Annotated in this window: 21 protein-coding genes; 4 read left to right on the forward strand and 17 right to left on the reverse strand. The window is 40.8% G+C overall.

Annotated elements, in window-relative coordinates; translation table 11 throughout:
• The first annotated feature begins 239 nt into the window (after positions 1 to 239).
• Together LKO28_RS07935 and LKO28_RS07940 are read left to right on the forward strand one after the other, a co-directional pair.
• Positions 240 to 2,270 carry a sensor histidine kinase gene (locus tag LKO28_RS07935; protein ID WP_227694292.1) on the forward strand — a complete coding sequence of 677 codons (2,031 nt, stop codon included), beginning with the start codon at positions 240 to 242 and terminating at the stop codon, positions 2,268 to 2,270.
• A 1-nt stretch (position 2,271) separates the two neighbouring features.
• Positions 2,272 to 2,898 (forward strand): response regulator transcription factor, encoded by a 627-nt coding sequence (locus tag LKO28_RS07940; RefSeq protein ID WP_227694294.1) that lies wholly within the window; start codon positions 2,272 to 2,274, stop codon positions 2,896 to 2,898.
• A gap of 28 nt (positions 2,899 to 2,926) precedes the next feature.
• On the opposite strand, the gene LKO28_RS07945 is transcribed toward LKO28_RS07940, so the two are convergent.
• From LKO28_RS07945 to LKO28_RS07960, 4 genes are all read right to left on the reverse strand, one after another.
• The gene (locus LKO28_RS07945; RefSeq protein ID WP_227694296.1) at positions 2,927 to 4,045 is read right to left on the reverse strand and encodes a metallophosphoesterase; all 1,119 of its coding nucleotides are present in this window, start codon (positions 4,043 to 4,045) and stop codon (positions 2,927 to 2,929) included.
• A 47-nt stretch (positions 4,046 to 4,092) separates the two neighbouring features.
• Positions 4,093 to 5,790 (reverse strand): RagB/SusD family nutrient uptake outer membrane protein, encoded by a 1,698-nt coding sequence (locus LKO28_RS07950; RefSeq protein WP_227694298.1) that lies wholly within the window; start codon positions 5,788 to 5,790, stop codon positions 4,093 to 4,095.
• 6 nt (positions 5,791 to 5,796) lie between these two features.
• Positions 5,797 to 8,835 (reverse strand): SusC/RagA family TonB-linked outer membrane protein, encoded by a 3,039-nt coding sequence (locus LKO28_RS07955; protein WP_227694299.1) that lies wholly within the window; start codon positions 8,833 to 8,835, stop codon positions 5,797 to 5,799.
• 246 nt (positions 8,836 to 9,081) lie between these two features.
• The gene (locus tag LKO28_RS07960; RefSeq protein ID WP_262906046.1) at positions 9,082 to 9,288 is read right to left on the reverse strand and encodes a winged helix-turn-helix transcriptional regulator; all 207 of its coding nucleotides are present in this window, start codon (positions 9,286 to 9,288) and stop codon (positions 9,082 to 9,084) included.
• On the opposite strand from LKO28_RS07960, the gene LKO28_RS07965 reads away from it, so the two are divergent.
• Together LKO28_RS07965 and LKO28_RS07970 are read left to right on the forward strand one after the other, a co-directional pair.
• A complete protein-coding gene (locus LKO28_RS07965) occupies positions 9,272 to 9,502 on the forward strand; it encodes a hypothetical protein (RefSeq protein ID WP_227694367.1) in 231 nt (76 codons plus the stop codon). The two genes, LKO28_RS07960 and LKO28_RS07965, sit on opposite strands and share 17 nt — an antisense overlap.
• 10 nt (positions 9,503 to 9,512) lie before the next feature.
• Positions 9,513 to 9,761, forward strand: a complete 249-nt coding sequence (locus tag LKO28_RS07970) for a hypothetical protein (protein ID WP_227694301.1) — start codon at positions 9,513 to 9,515, stop codon at positions 9,759 to 9,761.
• Here the strand turns inward: LKO28_RS07970 and LKO28_RS07975 are convergent.
• From LKO28_RS07975 to LKO28_RS08035, 13 genes are all read right to left on the reverse strand, one after another.
• Entirely contained in the window at positions 9,728 to 9,967 is a 240-nt protein-coding gene (locus tag LKO28_RS07975; protein WP_227694302.1) for a MepB family protein, read from the reverse strand. The genes LKO28_RS07970 and LKO28_RS07975 overlap by 34 nt on opposite strands.
• Positions 9,967 to 10,437: an OsmC family protein gene (locus tag LKO28_RS07980; protein ID WP_227694304.1), complete on the reverse strand. Its 471-nt coding sequence runs from the start codon at positions 10,435 to 10,437 to the stop codon at positions 9,967 to 9,969. Before LKO28_RS07980 ends, LKO28_RS07975 begins: the two co-directional genes overlap by 1 nt.
• A 91-nt stretch (positions 10,438 to 10,528) precedes the next feature.
• Entirely contained in the window at positions 10,529 to 10,684 is a 156-nt protein-coding gene (locus LKO28_RS07985; RefSeq protein WP_227694306.1) for a hypothetical protein, read from the reverse strand.
• 107 nt (positions 10,685 to 10,791) lie between these two features.
• Positions 10,792 to 12,321: a bifunctional metallophosphatase/5'-nucleotidase gene (locus tag LKO28_RS07990; RefSeq protein WP_227694307.1), complete on the reverse strand. Its 1,530-nt coding sequence runs from the start codon at positions 12,319 to 12,321 to the stop codon at positions 10,792 to 10,794.
• A gap of 6 nt (positions 12,322 to 12,327) precedes the next feature.
• Positions 12,328 to 12,741, reverse strand: a complete 414-nt coding sequence (locus LKO28_RS07995; protein ID WP_149912923.1) for a DoxX family protein — start codon at positions 12,739 to 12,741, stop codon at positions 12,328 to 12,330.
• Positions 12,742 to 12,806: 65 nt separating this feature from the next.
• Positions 12,807 to 13,157 (reverse strand): hypothetical protein, encoded by a 351-nt coding sequence (locus LKO28_RS08000; RefSeq protein WP_227694309.1) that lies wholly within the window; start codon positions 13,155 to 13,157, stop codon positions 12,807 to 12,809.
• 24 nt (positions 13,158 to 13,181) lie between these two features.
• Positions 13,182 to 13,481 (reverse strand): thioredoxin, encoded by a 300-nt coding sequence (gene trxA, locus LKO28_RS08005; protein ID WP_262906047.1) that lies wholly within the window; start codon positions 13,479 to 13,481, stop codon positions 13,182 to 13,184.
• A gap of 7 nt (positions 13,482 to 13,488) precedes the next feature.
• On the reverse strand, positions 13,489 to 13,647 hold the full coding sequence (locus LKO28_RS08010) for a hypothetical protein (protein ID WP_262906048.1): 159 nt from the start codon (positions 13,645 to 13,647) through the stop codon (positions 13,489 to 13,491).
• A 93-nt stretch (positions 13,648 to 13,740) separates the two neighbouring features.
• A complete protein-coding gene (locus LKO28_RS08015; protein ID WP_227694311.1) occupies positions 13,741 to 14,445 on the reverse strand; it encodes a DUF2490 domain-containing protein in 705 nt (234 codons plus the stop codon).
• 8 nt (positions 14,446 to 14,453) lie between these two features.
• Positions 14,454 to 14,855, reverse strand: a complete 402-nt coding sequence (locus tag LKO28_RS08020; RefSeq protein ID WP_227694313.1) for a rhodanese-like domain-containing protein — start codon at positions 14,853 to 14,855, stop codon at positions 14,454 to 14,456.
• The gene (locus tag LKO28_RS08025; RefSeq protein WP_227694315.1) at positions 14,800 to 16,257 is read right to left on the reverse strand and encodes an MBL fold metallo-hydrolase; all 1,458 of its coding nucleotides are present in this window, start codon (positions 16,255 to 16,257) and stop codon (positions 14,800 to 14,802) included. The genes LKO28_RS08020 and LKO28_RS08025 overlap by 56 nt, the downstream gene beginning before the upstream one ends.
• 5 nt (positions 16,258 to 16,262) lie before the next feature.
• On the reverse strand, positions 16,263 to 17,651 hold the full coding sequence (locus LKO28_RS08030) for an MBL fold metallo-hydrolase (protein ID WP_227694316.1): 1,389 nt from the start codon (positions 17,649 to 17,651) through the stop codon (positions 16,263 to 16,265).
• Positions 17,652 to 17,754: 103 nt separating this feature from the next.
• Complete coding sequence (locus tag LKO28_RS08035; protein WP_227694317.1) at positions 17,755 to 18,549, reverse strand: sulfite exporter TauE/SafE family protein; 795 nt, start codon at positions 18,547 to 18,549, stop codon at positions 17,755 to 17,757.
• Between the last annotated feature and the right edge of the window lie 26 nt (positions 18,550 to 18,575).

The following is an 18,575-nucleotide window of genomic DNA, read 5'->3' on the forward strand; positions in this document are numbered from 1 at the left end:
TAATTTATGTTACACCGTTCATTTATACAATCCCTAAAAACCAGTATTTGCAATAATAAAAGGGGAGCCTCAGGAGAGCCTGGCCAAAACCCTTGTTTTCTGGGATTGCAATAGCTAGGTAAACCCTATATCTTTGACAGATAAAACAGTGAACTTTCCAATCTTAAAAATGAGGGTAAATTTGATGAGTAGATCATCGAAAACGAAGGATTTATATTAAATTAGGGCGTAAGTCCACAATGATGAATAAGAACACACATAAAAGTCTATTTTCCCAATTACAGATCGTACTTATAGTATTCTTATGGTTATTCGATTTATCCTTCGTAAAAGCGCAAGATGCTGTTAAACAATATTCCGATAGTTTGTTGAAAAATGTGGAAAAAACCTCTGCAATAGAGGAAAAAATAGAAGGTCTATTACAAATCAGCATATTTTGGATCGACTATGATACTGTGAAAGCCTATCAATATTTAGAAGAGGCACACAGGCTAATGGATGAGCCACCCACGGATTATCAGAAAGGCCTGTACCACTTGTATCATGCCAATATCTTGATGGACTTCGAACCCCAAAAGGCAAAAGCGGAATTTTCAATAGCAGATAGTTTACTGGCTAGAAATACAGCCCCTAAAAGTTATCAATATCGCTCCAAACTGTGGAATAATTATGGGGTGGTGCTGCAAAAGGAAGATAAGAGTGCGGAGTTCATGGAAGTGATTGTTCACAAAACCATTCCTTATGCTCGTTTGGCTGGTGATAGTGTACAAGTTGGCTATCAATTACAAAATATGGCGATGCTGATGAGCAACTTATCCAATTATAAGGACGCGGCAGGTTATTATGATCAAGCACTCCTCGCCTTGCGGGCAGTGCCCAAAAGGAAAGAGGATCGGATGGATATTTTCATCAATGCTGCCCGCAATGCTTTGTTTATGCGTGATCAGGCCAAAGCGAGAAGTTATCTGGATAGTGCAAAGATTTACGTTCAGCAGCTTCCACACGCGGTTACTTCTGTACCGAGCTATTACCGAACAGAGCTCACCTACTTTAATCGGATGGGAGATAAAGCAAAGGTGCTGGAAAATTATGCGAAAGGGATCGCCGCGGCAGAAAAGCTCGGCAATGCGTACATGTTGAAAGACCTCAATTTTGAATTGAGTATGTTTTACCGAGACTCGGGAGCCTATCAAAAGGCACGGGATTACCTGCTTCTTTCCAACAGCTATCAGCCTTATTCCCGTCTGCAAAATCGTGCTGTATACCAAAGAGAAATGGCCGCCTTGGAATATCATTTAGGGAATTATAAGACCGCTTATGCTTATATGGATTCGCTGAGGATGACCAAGGATTCTATACACCAAAGGGATGTGGCTGCTAAACTATTGCGTTTTGAACAACAGTATAAAGCGACTGAAAAGGAGAACCGCATCCTTCGGCTCGAGACGAAAAACAAGGAGCAGGAATTAGCCATCGCTAAAAGCCGTTGGTGGGGGCTCGCCTTAGGCGCCGGACTGCTCTTGGCAATCTGTGTCGCTTATTTTTGGCGCAAGATTGGGCGAGATAATAAACTGCTGCTCCTCCAAAAGGATTTATTGCACGAAGAGGAACTCCGGAATGTGCGTCAACGAGAGCGTTTGAATCAATATGCTGCCATCCTTCAGGGGCAGGAAGCGGAAAGAAACCGAATGGCCAAAGACTTACACGATGGATTGGGAGGGCTTTTAGCGGGGGTAAAATTAAAGTTATCTTCTATTGTGGCCCGAACAGGGGGAGGAAATTCCGACGATAGAGATGCGATAGACGACGTCGTTCATCAATTGGATTATTCGGTTGATGAGCTCCGGCGGATTGCCCATGATATGATGCCCGAGTCGCTGCGGTTTGGCGGGTTAGCTCCTGCCCTGTCTGATCTGTGCCGCTATATGGGCACGGCCAGCATGCAGGTGGTGTTCCAAAACCTGGGAATCAACGATAACTATCCGGACCCTTTACGGATTACGGTGTATCGTATCATCCAGGAACTACTCGCTAATGCGATTAAGCATGCAAACGCTACGAAGGTGATCGTGCAATGTAGTGAATTAGACAATTGGTTATTTGTTACGGTGGAAGATAATGGTAAAGGCATGGATAAAAAAGATAATCAGCATACAAACCGGTTAGGGCTTGTGAATATCCAAAACCGGATATCGTTGTTAAATGGGCATATCGAAACGATTTCGAATCCGGGAGAGGGCACTACCGTTAATATGCAGATACCTTTATAAGATGGAGAGGGAACCTATTAAAGTTATTATCGTGGATGATCACCCCGTGGTTTTACAGGGGTTTGAATACATCTTGCAAGACGCTGAAGGGATACGGCTTGTTGGTAAGTTTGCTGATGCGGCTTCGATGCGGAGTTACCTGCGGGAGCAGACCGTGGACGTGGTATTGCTCGATATCAACCTGCCCGACAGTAATGGTATTGACGAATGTGCTGCGATCAAAGGGCTTCATGAGGCCGCGGTGGTGATCGCTATCAGCAATATAAATGAATACAGTATTATTCAACGCATGTTGCATGCGGGTGCCAGTGGTTACTTTTTGAAAAATGCATCGGCCGATGAAGTGATTTCGGGGATCCATACGGCGGTAGAAGGGAAAGCGGTTTTTAGTGAGGGGATCGAAAATGTATTATGGAGACACCAGACCGGTGATCTCCCGGTCATTACCCGACGGGAAAAAGAGGTGCTTTCCCTCTTGGCAGCGGGGCTGAACTCCGTAGAAATAGGTGAAAAAATATTTATCAGCCCCCTCACCGTAGAAAGCCATAGACGTAATCTCCTGCAAAAGTTTAGGGCCAACAATGTTGCGGCACTTATCCATAAGGCGACGGAGATGCGGTATATATAGCGAAGAGGGGGCTGATGTGTGCGCTGATTTAATCCAGCTCAATCGTGTACTCATTCCGGGCATCTTTCTTCCAGGCATGCTCCTGCGTGGTGGGCGATATGCCAAATAAAGGAGAGAAGGTACGCACTTTTACGGTTGCATCATCCGGAAAGAATTCAAGTATACGAAGCCAGCCGTCACCACCGTTTCCGCTACGTCCGCCGCCGCCCATGGCTTGGGCATCGAACAAGATCTGGTGGACAGATTTACCATGATCGTTGATCCCTTTTTTATAGCCTTCACCGGTAAAATGACCGCTCAGGACGATATCTATGTTGGAGGAAGGTTGAACGAACTTATCCCAGAGTTGCTGGCCGTTATTGGCGTTAGGTAGCATAATACCTCCTGATTTCAGTATTTTTCCGTCCACTTGATAGGGTTCCCACAGTAACCATTTACTCGGTGTATTACCAAGCTCGTCTTTTGGGGTTAAGTAACTATGGGTTACCAAGACAATGCGATGATCTTTATAGGCAGGCATATCCGCCACTTTTTTCGCCCAGCTCACAATGGTGTCTCTCGGAGCAAATTCCATCGTCATAAATAGGTAATCGCGCCCACCCAAACCTTTTATCTCATAGGCTGCGTTTGCTAGGGTTTGTTGCTGCTGTTCATCGCGCGCGTTCTGTACTAAATATTTCGCATTTAGGAAATTATCATCGACCTTAAAAAATTCGTTATAACGCGAGGTTCTATTCCCTTCTCGATCGATGCTGTAATCATGGTTTCCGGTTGCTGCGATAAACGGCACCTTTCCGCTTAATCGTTTAAAAGCACCCGATGCGGCTTCCCATTGACGCTGTGTAGATTGGTCGCCGTCATAGTCGTTCGTTATTTTTTCATTATTCTGAACGAGATCGCCTACACAGACAACCATCCGAATATTAAGGGTATCGATGTTCGCTTCGATCCAAGCCGTCATGAGCTCCAGTATGGGCTGGTTACGCCCCCACTTGACATAGTTCTGGATATCCGGAATCATAATCATAGACCATGAATCTTTATTTTCTAGTTGAGGCTTATTGCTAACTACTTGCCCGAATGCGTTGGAGAGTAATGTCGCTGCAAAACAGAGCGACAGCGTTATATGTTGAATCGTCTTTTTCATATTCATTTTTTTGTATTTATGATGACCCGATCTGGAGAGGTGGCTCGTTAATAGCCTTTATTTTGTTTTAAATGATCATTGATCAAAATTTCCTTGTTGGGTATCGGCCAGCGGTACTGCTTTGCTGTAAAGTTTCTATCACCGAGTTTCGCGCTATAGCCTTTTTTATAAAGCTCATCCAGATTGGGGTAGCCTTTGGCATCGATCGTTGGCGTGATAGGCCAGAACCACAAATCGGTTTCGATGAGTTTACTATTCATCTCGGTAATCGGAAGTAACCCGTAATAAGGGCGTGCTAGGGCATTTTCAAATTCTTTCCAGCGGTGTAAGTCCCAGAACCGTCTATGTTCCCAGGCAAACTCGATACGGCGCTCAATGCGTAAGATCTTCCGCAACTGCTCCGCATCGGTACTTTGTACGGCTGGGTAATCGGCGGTTTGGCCTACCTCTACCTGGTATGCCCGGGCGCGTACTTGGTTGATCGCATCTAAAACGCTTTCATCGATCTCCCCTAGTTCAATTTTCGCTTCTGCGTACATCAATAGTACATCGGCATAACGCATAATCACGATGGGATTGTCCGCTTGATCGGCATTCCAGTTTTGATCGGCATATTTACGCAACTGCAAGCCATTATAAGAGGCATGCTGGGTATATCCCTTGGTATCCTTATTTTCTACCATCTGTCCGGTGTTGACATTCAACACTTTTTTTGCACGTGGATCTGGATCATAAATTACGCCCAAAAACTCTGATCCAAACTCTACAATAGTGGCGCTCAAACGAGGGTCGCGATTTTGAAATGGCTTCTTTGGATCAAACAAGGGGGATTCATCAATTAGTAAACCATCGGTACAAGGATAAATGGCCAGTAGCTCCCATGACGGCTGTGCCACAGCATTACCGCCTACGGTACGTGGCATAAAGTTTTTTGTGCTCCACACCACGGTGAGGTCACGGGAGCGTGGAAGCGAAAATATGGTTTCTGATTCTATTTTTTTTGATTCGAAAAATGCTTGATAATCGGGATACAGGCTATAAAGATTTAAATCTATTAGCTTTTTCGTTTCATCGCGGACCACTTCCCAGTCGGACATCCAAAGGGCTACTCGGGCTTTCATAGCGATTGCGGCTCCTTTATTGACGCGTGATACGGATGAACCGCTATTCTCTTCGGGAAGGGTAGCGATGGCATAGTCGAAATCTGCGTACACTTCTTTTAATATGTCATTAGCATCGTGCCGCCCCATAGCAAAGGCTTCTTCAATAGTAATCGTTTCTTTATAAAAGGGAACATCGCCATATAAAGCAATCAAGCGTCCGTAAAAGTTAGCTCTAAAAAAACGCGCCTCGCCTCGTAATCGGTTGATTGTTTCTTCGGGAAGTACGCCCGTTACGCGATCGAGGCTCTCGATAACCCTGTTCGCGCGGCTTATCCCTTTGTAGGTGTTCATCCAGGTTGTTTCGCTATCCGACCATTCACTGGTGACTGCTCCGCCTGGATATTCATACACGACAAGACGCTGAGCCCAGTCATCGGTCCAACGATCGGTTTGGAAGTTGACCTCTAAATTCCAAACGTAGGTTCGGTATAGATCATTTAAAGACATTTCTATCTCTGTTTGGTCTGAATACCAGTTTTCGTTAGAGCCCTCGGAGGGTGGTACTAAATCTAACTCTGCGCAAGAGAATAACATGGCTGTAAAAAACAGACCAATAACGTATGGCTTAAATATATTTTTCATCGTCATTTAAAATTTAATGTTTAGCCCAAGGCTATAGGTACTTGAAATGTAGGAGTTGTTTAACGCTTCTGGATCGTATCCTTTTGGATAGTCGCTTAAAGCAAATAAATCGGTACCGGACATATAAATACGTGCGCCCTTCATATTGATTCTGCTTAGCAGGCTCTCCGGCAGGTTATAGCCGATGGTTACGTTTTTCAAACGGAAATAGCTTCCATCAAACAGCCAGAAATCAGACATTTCGTAGTTATTGTTTTTGGCACTTTGATGCGACAAGCGCGGAAAGCGGGCGTTCCTGTTTTCCTCTTCGGAGTTATTTACACTCCAATAATTACCGTCATATAAGGTGGACGGGCTTGTCCAGGTAGATTCAAATGGCTGAATCATATTCGGGGCTAGGCGGCTTGTTTGCTTACCTACGCCTTGGACAACTACCGAAAGATCGAATGCTTTATAGCCTACGGTTAGGTTCCCTCCATAGGTGAAACGCGGAAGCGATCCGCCAAGCAATACCTTATCGTATTCTGGCGTTATTACACCATCTGGAACACCATCAGGCCCCGATATATCGCGGTATCGTACGTCGCCTGGTTTTACGGCGGAATGCAACAATGCGCTATTTTCTACTTCTTGCGTATTCTGAAAAAGACCGTCAGAAATATACCCAAACCATTCGTTGTATTGGCTGCCTTCGCGTATGATTTGATCTCCGGTAAACACGGTACCTCCTAAGAATCCCATATTGGAAATGAAATCAGAAAGGTTAAACGATGCGGAGTATCGGAAATCGTCGCCGATACGGTCGCTCCAGTTTGCTACGAATTCCCAGCCATTGGTCTTCATTGTCCCGGTATTCTGGTCAGGATTTTCATATCCTAAATAATCAGGTACTTCGAGTTCGAGCAGCATGTCTCGTGTACGTTTCACGTAATAATCGGCCGAAACACTTAATCGATTTCCTAAAAACCCACCATCTAGGCCGATATTCCACGAAGCTGTCGTCTCCCAGCTGATATCTTGAATGGCATATCCAACTTGTGCGGCTGTGGTTTTTGAAATAATATTATCGCCTTGATAAAAAGGTGTGGAGGAAAACCCGATGGAAGATTGATACGGATAATAGCCGATACGTTCGTTGCCTAAGGTACCATAAGATCCGCGTAGCTTAAGTATGGAGACACCTTCCACATCTTCCATAAAGGATTCTTCTGAAATGGACCAACCTACTGATACCGACGGAAACAGTGCCCAGCGGTGATCCGGGTGAAAACGTGAGGAGCCGTCGTAACGGAAGTTTGCTTGCAGATAATAGCGGCTTTCGTAATCGTATAATAAACGTCCGAACACGGAACGATAGGCCGAGGCGACGGCATTTCCGGTGTTAAACATCGAGTTGCGATTACCTAAGTTCAAATAATGGAAGTTTGATAGCTCAAAATCTTCACTCTGCGCATCCAAGGATTCCTTGTCATAGGTAAAGTCTTCATACCCGCCCATTACGCTCATGTTGTGCCCATGGAAACGCTTTGCGTAATTCACAATAAACTGCTTGGTTAAGGTGGATACCTCCGCACGGCTTTCGTAGAGGTTTGTTTTATTGTGTCCAGAGATATAGCCTCCTAAGATGGTTGGGTCTTCGGCATCGTACCAGGGTAACTTAGCTATAAAGTTTTTTCCTTTTTGAAAATGATATGATGGAGAAAGCGTTCCGGTCAGGGTCAGGCCGTCTATTGGTTCGTACTCCATAGAGATTCGTCCGTTAACTTTGCTATTCGTATTCTTATCAAAACCACCGTACAAAATATCGGCATACATATTGGATCCGTCCTTTCCTCCCGCAATGCGACCATCCGTCCAGGTAGCGGCGTATATGGGTGCATATTTGTGCGCAGAGTTAATGGGATTGGATGTAGGGTTATTGTTCACCGAACGGTTTAAGTTAATATCGACGTTCGCCTTTAACCGGTTGTTAAATCTTATTTGGTTATTCGCACGCACCATCACGCGCTCATAGTTGCTATTTTCAAACAGGGCGTCGGTATCCTCGTAGTTCAACGAGACACGCGAATTCACTTTTTCGCCGCCGTGGGAAAAATTCAGGAAATGGCGCTGACGCGGTGCCCTGTCTTTTATCAGCAGATCGATCCAGTCGGTTACGGGATAATTGTTCGGATCTGTCAGGTGGTATGTTTCCCAGTTCTCTACGTCTTGCTGGGAATAAAGTGGGTATTCGGCACCTTCTGGGTTTCCGGCATCGTTCCACATCGCCTCATTAGACATCTGTAAGTAGCGTGTAGCACCCACGCTTCTAGGAAAGGTTGGTATGCGTTCCAACCCCATATTTAACCCTGCTTCTAGGCTTGTTGTACCAGCGGGTGCATTCTTTGTAGTAATCAAAATAACACCGGCCGCTGCCCGCGAGCCATAGATTGATGCCGATGCTGCATCTTTTAAGACGGTAATATCTTTGATGTCTTCGGAGGATATATCATCGATATTATTGTAGGGTACGCCGTCCACGATAATCAAGGGGCTGCTATCCCCGATGGTGGTGACACCGCGTATTCTGATATCGGCACTTGCGCCTGGCCTGCTGCTACTGCGGGTGACGGTAACACCAGGGATCTGGCCTTGAAGCTCTTGGGATAGTTGTGTTCCGTTTATGTTCTCGAGTTTTTCGCCGCTGAGTGTGCTTACAGCACCCGTCAGGTCCTTTTTATCCATCGAACCGTAACCGATAACGACGACCTCATTGAGATTAACAAAGTCTTCCTGCAAAACGACATCGATATTAGAAGAACCGGTAAGCTGCACCTCTTTTTGGGCATAACCTATGGCCGAAAAGTTTAATCGACCTACCGTATTTTTTAATGCTACGGTGTACCTTCCTGAAGAGTCTGAGACGCTGGCGGTTCCCGTTTCAAGATGGCTTATGGTTACATTAGCAATAGGCTGTCCGATTTCATTAGTAATTTTACCAGATATACTTTGAGCCATCGTGTATAGGCTTGAAAGCAGTAACAAAATAATTATTGGGTATCTCATGATTGTTATTCTTGGGGGCAAAAGTCGCCCTTTGAGATTATCACAAAATAACGGCAATGTTACTAAAATATTAATTCCTGACTAGACAAAGGCTAAGCTTTTAGGGATGTATAAATGGGTGGATGGAGGGGAATCGCGTGTGAAGCACCTGACCCCAGTTGTCGGTATTAGTGGAAAATACGCACGAAAAATATGGATGAACTGTTCGGTATTAGTGTCAAGCTAAAGATGGGGTAATAATGGAGCTTATAATACAGACTCAACTTCATCCATCTTGCCGCCTGCAAAAAGTTTTTTACGATGATTTTGTCCCCAAGTTTTAAGGACTTCAATAATCGGTGTTATGGTTTTTGCGTAAGGTTCAGCTTTATATAAAATCTTTACAGGATAATCGTCCACAACTATGCGCTTAATTAATTGATGCTCCTCAAGATCTTTGAGCTCTTTTGCCAAAACCTTTGGTGTAATACATCCGATACTATTCTGTGGGAGTAAGGAAAAAGTAAAAAAGGAAATTGAAGCGTTCCTTGAACTTACCGGCGTGGATGAACTGATTACGGTCACGATTGCCCATAACCGTGAAGATCGCATTAAATCCGTCCGGCTTTTTGCCGAACTCATGGACGAGATTAATTCAGAAAATAAAACTGTATTGCCCCATAAATGAAAGATAAGGCATGGATTTAAATAGCAATAGAAAAAAGTTAAAATTAGCGGCCAACCTTAATGGTTTAGGTTGGAACTATGTGGGTTGGCAACATCCGGATATGCCGGTAGATGCCAGCGAAAATATTGACTTTTATATACAACAGGCGAAACTGGCTGAAGCCGCCAAATTCGACACCCTATTCTTAATCGATGTAAGTCATGTCGGTGCCGGAAACATCCCGCATTATCTGAGTATGTTTGAGGGTGGTTCAGTCTGATTTTGAGAGTTTCTTTTCCATAGGGTTACAAATTGTCCAATTTTCTTTGGCGTAATTTTCGCCTTCCTGTATTTTATTTTAAACGCTCCAACATCAAAATTATACCCATCGTATTCCTTACATTCGGCTTCTTCTTGTATATGCCCGATACGCAAACCATTTGTGTTTAATAGCCGATTTTCTATAAATCTTAACTCTTCAATCATTATATACTTGCTACAGTTATTGTCGAATTATGATGAACTGGAAAATTTACAGAATTGGCAATAAAACAAAGTTCATTCGCTTTTTTATGCAATTCATTCGCCTTATCAATCATCCATAGTTCCTTTACAGATACGTTTGGATTAAGTGTTACTTCCACAAACTGCCCTCCTCCATTTGAAGTTTCTACCATTATTCCCGTAGCGTTGTCAATATAATCTATCACGATTACTCCCGCTTCTGAACACAAATGCAAGTACCATAGCATATGGCAGGAAGATAATGATGTGACTAATAAATCTTCTGGGTTGTATTTGGTTTTATCCCCTCGAAATGCTGGGTCTGAAGAACCAAAAATTTTAGGCTTATCTGTGACAGTAACCTCGTAGTTTCTTTCGTAATTCCTATAGTTATCAGTCCCTGTGCCTTTGTTCCCTGTCCATTTAATTGTTGTTCTATAATGATGTTGCATTTTTAATATCTCGTCTTTCTGAAATTTGTATTGGCATACTGTATGGTCTTCATTTGTACCTCTCAATATTTTTCACTGTCTATTGCGTATCTTAGGTATTACTGTTCTCGAAAATCTCGTGTAATTTTTGTTGCAATAGCTTTTTATGGGGCAGTTGGGTTTGGTACTCGGCGACCATTGCAGGGGAAAGCGAACGGCTCAATGCAAACTCTACAACTTCGTTTTCCTTATCCTTGTACGTCTTCAAACTAAATTAGACACATTAGGATGGAACCTTAAGGAGACTTTCGAGTTATAAATTTATTAATTTTTGTTGATTATACAATTGTCTTCTTTTATTCAGAGAATCGATTTTTACCTGTTGTCTTTTTTCCAAAATTCTTTCAGATCGTCCACAATAGCTTGATGCAGCGTAAAATCTTTAATCTCTACATTTTTTGCATTCGGCATCCGACACAATACATGCAAGGGCTCACCTGTACGATTACAAGATGCCATAGTATATTCTTTATTCAAATCAATTGGTCTCCCTTTTATCTCTACGGTCAACAAACGAGATCCCATTTCTTTTGAGCTATCAAATGTTATTTTCATACCTGCAAAACGTAGGAACCAACCACCAAAACGCTCGTTGGCATTCTTAGCAAAAACATTATTCAATTCTTTTTCGAGCCAATTCCAAATCTGTTGACCACTGACTCTACCAATTTTCATTTTTTCATCCACAGGAATCATACGCCATAAATCTTCACGCGTGATGGCTTGCTTACCATTCTTCTCAGGAACAATCGGAACACCAAAACGGAATCCATTCGAGATAGCAATATCGGCACCTGATTTCCACAATAATGCATCCGTGATAAAATTATCCATCGGATTCTCAACAACCAAATAACGATAAATTGGGGTGGAAGTGTAACCAATTATTTCCTGCATTTGCGAATGATAAGGATTGGTCAACGAATCAACAATCTGTTGTATGTGTTTATCCGCTTTATATTTTTTAGGATTAACCTCCAGCAATTCGTAATTGAAATCTGCTATTTTCCGGTTTTTAATTTTCAAATCTAATTTCCCAACGAAAGAACCAAAAGAACCCGGCTCCAATACCATTGCATATTTTCCCTTGATAGGTTGACGGACACGCTCGTGTGTGTCGCTTCCAAAAATAAAATCTACCCCATCTACCGCAGGATTATTGGCAAGCATCAGTTGCTTGGATATACCTATATGTGCGACTATAAAAAGTAGATCGACTTGTTTCTCTTCACGTAAATGTGTAATTAGTGATTTCAAATTTGCTTCTACTTCCGTAAACAAGATACCTTCACTAAACATTGGGTTCTGACGAATCGGAATTTCAGGGTCATTGTACGCAATAAAACCAATTTTCAAACCTTGCTTTTCCGTAATCCAGTAAGGGGGAAACAAGGCGGAATTGTCGGTTTCGTGATACATATTGGATACAATTACAGAAGTTTTGTATTTGGTCATAATATCCATCATGACTTGCTTACCGTAAATTACTTCCCAATTTCCTGGAATCATTAAATCGTAGTTCATTTCATTCACAATAGTTGGAAATATTGCACCTTGGCTAAGTACACTTTCTCCACTCCCTTGTATGAAATCACCTCCGTCAATCAAGAGAGTACCATTCGGATTATCATTACGAACTCCTTCGACCAAGGTCTTGATATGTGCCAGCCCTCCCGCTTCACGAAACTTTACCTTACCTTTTTCCACAAAAAGCTCATTGTGCTTATTTAGATACGCATGCAGATCTGCTGTTTGTAAGATTGTGATTGTTGTGTCTTTGCTTTTTGCCATAGCGATGGAGATACTAAGAAAAGAAATGAATATAATAGTTAAAATTCTGAACATAGTTATTTATTTTTTAAAATTAAATAGTGAGTAAGCTTCTGTATTGTTCAATATAAAAAACAATAATCCACCGCCAATAGCGACATTTTTCCATAATGGACCGTGCAATAATCCTGCATCGCTCTGTATAATTAATGTGATAGGAACTAGAATTAAAAATAAAATTAAGGCTGACCAACGCGTATATATACCTAATAAAAAAGTAATCCCAAATACAATCATCGCATAGCCCGACATACGCACTTGTGATTCCAGCGAAAGGAACTTTTCTAATAATTCGACAAATGGAGATTGTTGTAGCCGAGCTACAGTTTTAGACGTGTTTACTAGATGTGAAATACCTGCATTAATAAAAATACCAGTAACAGCCACACGAAGTATTAAGATGGATAATGGAGAAACTCCTTCTTTTTCTTTCATTATAAGGTGTTTTAAGATTTATTATTATTGAATACTACTTGCAAGAAAATGCACCGCATTCAATACTAAATCCTAAATTGCTGAAAAAGAATATGGAGTGAGTTGAGGTAAGGTTTGTGAAGTAATGCTAAGTAATCTTTTACTTGAAAACTTGCTAATAATTTTTCTGAAGCTACAAATTGATTGCTGTGTGAAGGAATGATTCCTTGTAAGGAAACTTCCCGCTTTACTTGTTGGGAAGTAAATTCTGAAAAATTACAAATGGTATGGCTAATCTTAGCTACCGATTTACCATCTGCAACAGGAATGCCCCAAGATTGTTTTAAAGTTTGCTTAGCAAAACAAGGCAAACACAACATTACCATTAGCAGTACTAGACCGCTAAAACGTAAGATAGTATTCCATTTGCCTTGCATCACCACTAATATAAGCTTTTACTTTTATACATGTTGATTAATCAACGCTGTCAATTCATCTCTTTGACCTACACCCGATTTACGCCAAACAACTTCACCTTTTTTGAAAAGCACCAAGGTTGGTACCGAACGAATGGCATATTGTCCTGCTAAAGCATTGTTTCTATCTACATCAATTTTAATAATATCTGCTTGCTCGCCTAGCACATCCTTAACTTCAGACAATATAGGAGCTTGCATTTGACAAGGTTCGCACCAAGTCGCAAAAAAATCTACCAATACGCGTTTATCTTGATTGATAATATCTTGAAACGATTTACTCATAATCTTCTTATTTAAAATTTGAAAACAATAATCCGCCCATCATCGCACCATATAACGTGCTGATATAGGGATTAGCTGTAATAGCGCACGTACCATTGACGCAACCTACATATTTATAATATAGAAAACCGCCTAATGCTCCTAATAGAACACCTACTATGGTCATGCCATATTGTTTTATAAATAATTCCATCTTTATTTTTTTAAATATGTACTAAATTAAGAAACTCTGCAAACCTAGTCAGTAACAAAAGTTACACTAATGAATCTGATAATACAGATTTACAAACGCAACATGTTCGGTATTAAATATGTTTTTCTTCGCTTTGTACCTTTCAATCCAGATATAGCCGATTTCAGATTTTAGATGAGGTGAAATTCTAATTTCATTCATCAGTTGAACACGATTATGGTCTATAGGATTCTTGCCAACTTTTCCTATTGGATTTACTAATAGTTCTTCCGAAAGGGATAAACTATAATTATCCGTAATTTGTGCTTTCAGCCCTATACGATTTCGAGCACGTAATACATAACGATTGTCGGATGTAAAATGACGACTTTCTACTGCTGCACGATTAGAGATTTGCCAATTTTTGGCAATCGATTTTTGCCATTGCCCTGCAGCTGAAAATCGAATTTCGCGACTATCTTGCACATAATCTTCTTTACTCAAATCAATTTGGCTATGCGAAAAATAGGCAAATGGCGATAAAGAAACATTAAAATCAATTCCCAAATTACGATGATACCACCATCTGAAAGATTCCAACAATGGCTTTTGAACACCTACGTTACTTTCTCTTAAACTTTGCCTGCGGTATTGTATTTCCGTATCCAGTTTATTAAACTTGTCAAAAGAATAGCCAACTGTCGCTCTCCCCCACACACTATATTCCCCTTGCGCATGAGCGACAGATAAACTAACCAATACAACTATTCCTGTTAAAATACCCTTTAACATAAAGCAAACTAGATGCTTTCCACAAGCGATTTCAATGCACGCCAGCCACCACCATTATGTACCTTTTCAAAACCTTTATTTTGTAGTATACGCATCGCTTGGCCACTTCTATTACCACTTTGACAGAAGACTACAATATTCTTTGATTTATCCAGTGAACCCAATTTGCTTTCTAACTCGCTCAATGGAATGTTCTTTGCGCCTTTTACCGTACCACCATTAAATTCTAAAGGCGTGCGTACATCTATTAGTTGTGGATTATTTTTCACTAATACCTCTTTTAAAGCTGTATCATCATTTGAAAATATTCCTTTAAATATTGATAACATAACTATTATTATTAAAATGACACTACTATTCGCTAACCAGTTTATTCCCCAACTTTTTCCATTCATTGATACCTCCATCATAAACAGTAATGTCTGTAAAACCCAAACTTTCAAAAAGTGAATAACCAATAGCTGCACGAGCTCCACTTTGACAATGAATTAGGATCGGTTGATTTTTATCTAGTTTTGACGCTTTCTCTTTTATTTCAAGCAAAGGCAAATTTGCTATACCAGCAATATGTCCTTCAGCGTATTCTTTAGCTGTACGGATATCCCAAGCTTGTATGCCTCTTCTCTGCACAGCTTTTGTCAAGTCTTCAGCTTTAATATATTTAATTGACTTCAAGTGCTCAGACGAAATATCGTTTACCACGCCTAACACATTGTCAAACCCTACACGCATCAACTTATGTGCTAATGCCTTCTCGTTGTCCTTTTCTACTATAAATACGACTTGGTCCTTATGATTTACTAATTGTGCAAACCAATTATTGAATCCTTTATTCAACTCAACATGGATAGTATTCGGATGAAATCCCTTTCCTACTTCTTTGCGAACGCGTGTGTCGATTACTTTTACCCCCTTACCAATCAGATTTTTTATTTCCGAAGCATCAATTACTGCATATCGGTCATCCACCAACTTACAATATGTCCCATCACGATTCCACTCTTTCATCAACTTGAAATATGGAGGAGGAACAACTTGATCTGCCAATATGTATTTTATAAATTCAGCTTCTTTACCTGAATATTGTAGAGCAGGATTAGTCAATTTTTCAGCCTTCAATGTAGAAAATGGAATATTGCTCAACGTCTTTCCACAGAATGAACCTGCACCATGACCAGGCCATATTTCCAAATCATCAGGTAGCTTTCTGAACTTTTCGATACTGTGATAAAGCGCTGCAGCAGAAGCTGTAGAATTTGTATCACCCTCTTCGTATTTCTCTAATAAATCAGGTCTCCCCACATCACCTACAAAAAGAAAATCCCCTGTAAAAGCTTTTATTGGATTAAGCTTATTGGCATTCGAATACAGCAAAAAGCTAATACTCTCTGGCGTATGCCCCGGAGTATGTAGCACTTGGAGAAAATATTCTCCAAATGCCAACTTATCTCCTTGTTTCAATGGTAGATAATCAAATTTATATTGCCATTCCGCAGGTCCCTCTTGAGACAATGCTAACGTTGATGCAGTCAATTTTGCTAATTCACGCGCGCCACTTAGATAATCGGCATGAATATGTGTTTCGGTAACGAATTTCAAATTAGCGTCATACGCACTCAATGTATCGATGAACTCTTGTACATCTTTACGTGGATCGATCACAATCGCTTCCTTTGATTGGTTATCAATCAGGATGTAACCACTTTGCGAAAGACCATCTTCATATAGACGCTTTAGGATAAGATCTTGCGCATGAAGGTTAAAACCTATCATCGACAAAATCAAACTCATTCCGAAAATTAAATTTCTCATAAATATTATTTTAAGGGTTTATTATTAGTCATCCATTCTTTCATGCCTCCAGCATAGTTTCTCACCGACTCAAAACCATTTTTCTTCAAAATTGAATACGCTATGGTTGAACGGTCACCTGCCTGACAGTGAATCACGATATCTTTTGATTTATCTAACTTATCCAAGTTCGACACTAGCGTTCCTACAAAAGCATGTGTAGCACCTTCAATATGTCCTGCAACGAATTCTTTCTCATTCCGCACATCTACAACTTGAACATTATCTTCTTGAATAGCGGCCTCAAATTGATCCATATCAATCACGTTTGCTGTTTGCAACTCCATGCCCAAATCTGTTACAGAATCAATAAAACCATATATATTATCCAATCCTATACGCATCAACTTGCGTGTGATATCTTCCATAGCTGATTCATCCGCAATAAGCACAAATGGAACATCGTAGCTAAGCACCCAACCCATCCAGTTAGCAAATGAATTGTTGCCTTGGATATTTAATGAATTAGGCAAATAACCTTTGGCAAATTCTACTTTATTACGTGTATCCATCACCAACATACCTTCTTGATACACTTTCAAAAATTCTTCTTTTGATAATTTTTTATGTTGAGGTACAGTAGTCAATAAAGGTCTATCCACTTTATTCAACTTCTTCATCATCGCAAAATACTTCGGCGCTTCGGGCTGACCATCTAATAAATCTTTTGTGAAAGATTCTTCGTTATCACCATATTGCAACGCCCAATTTCTGATTTTTTCGTAACCTACTGTTGTACTTGGCACAGCTCCTAAAGCTTTACCACAAGCCGAACCTGCTCCGTGACCTGGCCATACTTGTACGTGATCTGCTAAACTCATAAAGCGTTTGATCGACTCGAACAATTGTTTAGCACCTTTTTCTTGTGTACCTGTCATACCAGCTGCTTTTTCTAACAAATCTGGTCTGCCCACATCCCCTACGAACACAAAATCTCCCGTGAACAACATAATAGGTTCTGCTGTCGCTGGATGATCTGTCAACAAGAAGCTAATACTTTCAGGTGTGTGACCTGGTGTGTGCAACACTTCTAATGTCAAATTACCCAAAGTAATCACATCTCCATGTTTCAATCCTATGTGTGCAAACTCATATTGCCAATCTGCACCACCTTCATCTGATAATAATAATTCAGCCCCTGTTAAAGCTACCAACTCGCGCGCTCCACTTAAGAAGTCTGCATGAATATGTGTTTCTGTTACTTTAGTGATTTTTAAATTATTTTGAGCCGCGATTTCTAAGTAAGTATCTACATCGCGTTTTGGGTCAATGACGATAGCTTCGCCTTTTGCTTGACATCCAATAATATAACTTGCTTGCGCTAATGTCTTGTCGTATACGTGTTGAAAAAACATAATATTTAAATTTTAATTGTTTACTATTTATTTACTTATTGATACAAATTTCGATAATGTACCTGTGCCTATCAGCAACTTTTGTTACACAAGGAACACGATGTTAAAACCAGATTTCTTTGAAAAGAATGTAGACACCCATCAGCAAGACAAACACACCAAAAGCAGGTTTTAACTTATCACTATTGATGAATCTTGTTAGGTAAGAACCTAAAAATATTCCCACAATAGACAATGAGGTTAACGTCAGTAAAAACGTCCAATCCAATGATGCATTTCCCAATTCACCTGTAAATCCTATTAATGATTTTGCCGCGATAATAACTAGAGAAGTCCCCACAGCTTCTTTCATCGGCAACTTAGAAAACAAGACCAAAGCGGGGATAATTAAGAAACCACCACCTGCACCTACAAGACCTGTTAACACCCCGACAAATGAACCTTCTAACAAAATCATCGGGTAATTAAACTTTTGTGGTTGTACATCGTATGTACCATCAGACTTTTTACCTTTCAGCATCGCATAAGCCGCCACGACCATCAATACTGCAAAAAGGATCATCAGAAAAATATCTTTAGTCACTTCGAATCCAGCCAGTGTAAATAAACTATCTGGAATCGCAGGTAAGATATATTTACGTGTCAAGAAGACCGCAAAGATAGATGGTATACCAAATACGATAGCTGTCTTTATATTAACTAACCCCTTTTTGAAATAAGTGATAGACCCGACAACACTAGTCGCACCTACAATAAATAGTGAATAAGCTGTAGCTGTCACCGGCAATACCGCAAATAGATAAACCAAAACCGGTACGGTAAGAATACTTCCTCCGCCACCTATCAACTCTAATAATACTCCAATCAAGATGGATGCTATATATCCAATTATTTCCACGACTTTTTCAATTTGTTGATACAAAG

The organism is Sphingobacterium sp. FBM7-1 (assembly GCF_020687765.1).
In the GTDB taxonomy this organism is placed as follows: domain Bacteria; phylum Bacteroidota; class Bacteroidia; order Sphingobacteriales; family Sphingobacteriaceae; genus Sphingobacterium.

Excerpts from the sequence above, each read along its gene's own strand:
- LKO28_RS07935 (WP_227694292.1), top strand. The coding sequence starts at position 240 with ATGATGAATAAGAACACACATAAAAGTCTATTTTCCCAATTACAGATC.
- LKO28_RS07940 (WP_227694294.1), top strand. The coding sequence starts at position 2,272 with ATGGAGAGGGAACCTATTAAAGTTATTATCGTGGATGATCACCCCGTG.
- LKO28_RS07945 (WP_227694296.1), bottom strand. The coding sequence starts at position 4,045 with ATGAAAAAGACGATTCAACATATAACGCTGTCGCTCTGTTTTGCAGCG.
- LKO28_RS07950 (WP_227694298.1), bottom strand. The coding sequence starts at position 5,790 with ATGAAAAATATATTTAAGCCATACGTTATTGGTCTGTTTTTTACAGCC.
- LKO28_RS07955 (WP_227694299.1), bottom strand. The coding sequence starts at position 8,835 with ATGAGATACCCAATAATTATTTTGTTACTGCTTTCAAGCCTATACACG.
- LKO28_RS07970 (WP_227694301.1), top strand. The coding sequence starts at position 9,513 with ATGGATTTAAATAGCAATAGAAAAAAGTTAAAATTAGCGGCCAACCTT.
- LKO28_RS07975 (WP_227694302.1), bottom strand. The coding sequence starts at position 9,967 with ATGATTGAAGAGTTAAGATTTATAGAAAATCGGCTATTAAACACAAAT.
- LKO28_RS07980 (WP_227694304.1), bottom strand. The coding sequence starts at position 10,437 with ATGCAACATCATTATAGAACAACAATTAAATGGACAGGGAACAAAGGC.
- LKO28_RS07990 (WP_227694307.1), bottom strand. The coding sequence starts at position 12,321 with ATGTTCAGAATTTTAACTATTATATTCATTTCTTTTCTTAGTATCTCC.
- LKO28_RS07995 (WP_149912923.1), bottom strand. The coding sequence starts at position 12,741 with ATGAAAGAAAAAGAAGGAGTTTCTCCATTATCCATCTTAATACTTCGT.
- LKO28_RS08000 (WP_227694309.1), bottom strand. The coding sequence starts at position 13,157 with ATGCAAGGCAAATGGAATACTATCTTACGTTTTAGCGGTCTAGTACTG.
- trxA (WP_262906047.1), bottom strand. The coding sequence starts at position 13,481 with ATGAGTAAATCGTTTCAAGATATTATCAATCAAGATAAACGCGTATTG.
- LKO28_RS08010 (WP_262906048.1), bottom strand. The coding sequence starts at position 13,647 with ATGACCATAGTAGGTGTTCTATTAGGAGCATTAGGCGGTTTTCTATAT.
- LKO28_RS08015 (WP_227694311.1), bottom strand. The coding sequence starts at position 14,445 with ATGTTAAAGGGTATTTTAACAGGAATAGTTGTATTGGTTAGTTTATCT.
- LKO28_RS08020 (WP_227694313.1), bottom strand. The coding sequence starts at position 14,855 with ATGATGGAGGTATCAATGAATGGAAAAAGTTGGGGAATAAACTGGTTA.
- LKO28_RS08025 (WP_227694315.1), bottom strand. The coding sequence starts at position 16,257 with ATGAGAAATTTAATTTTCGGAATGAGTTTGATTTTGTCGATGATAGGT.
- LKO28_RS08030 (WP_227694316.1), bottom strand. The coding sequence starts at position 17,651 with ATGTTTTTTCAACACGTATACGACAAGACATTAGCGCAAGCAAGTTAT.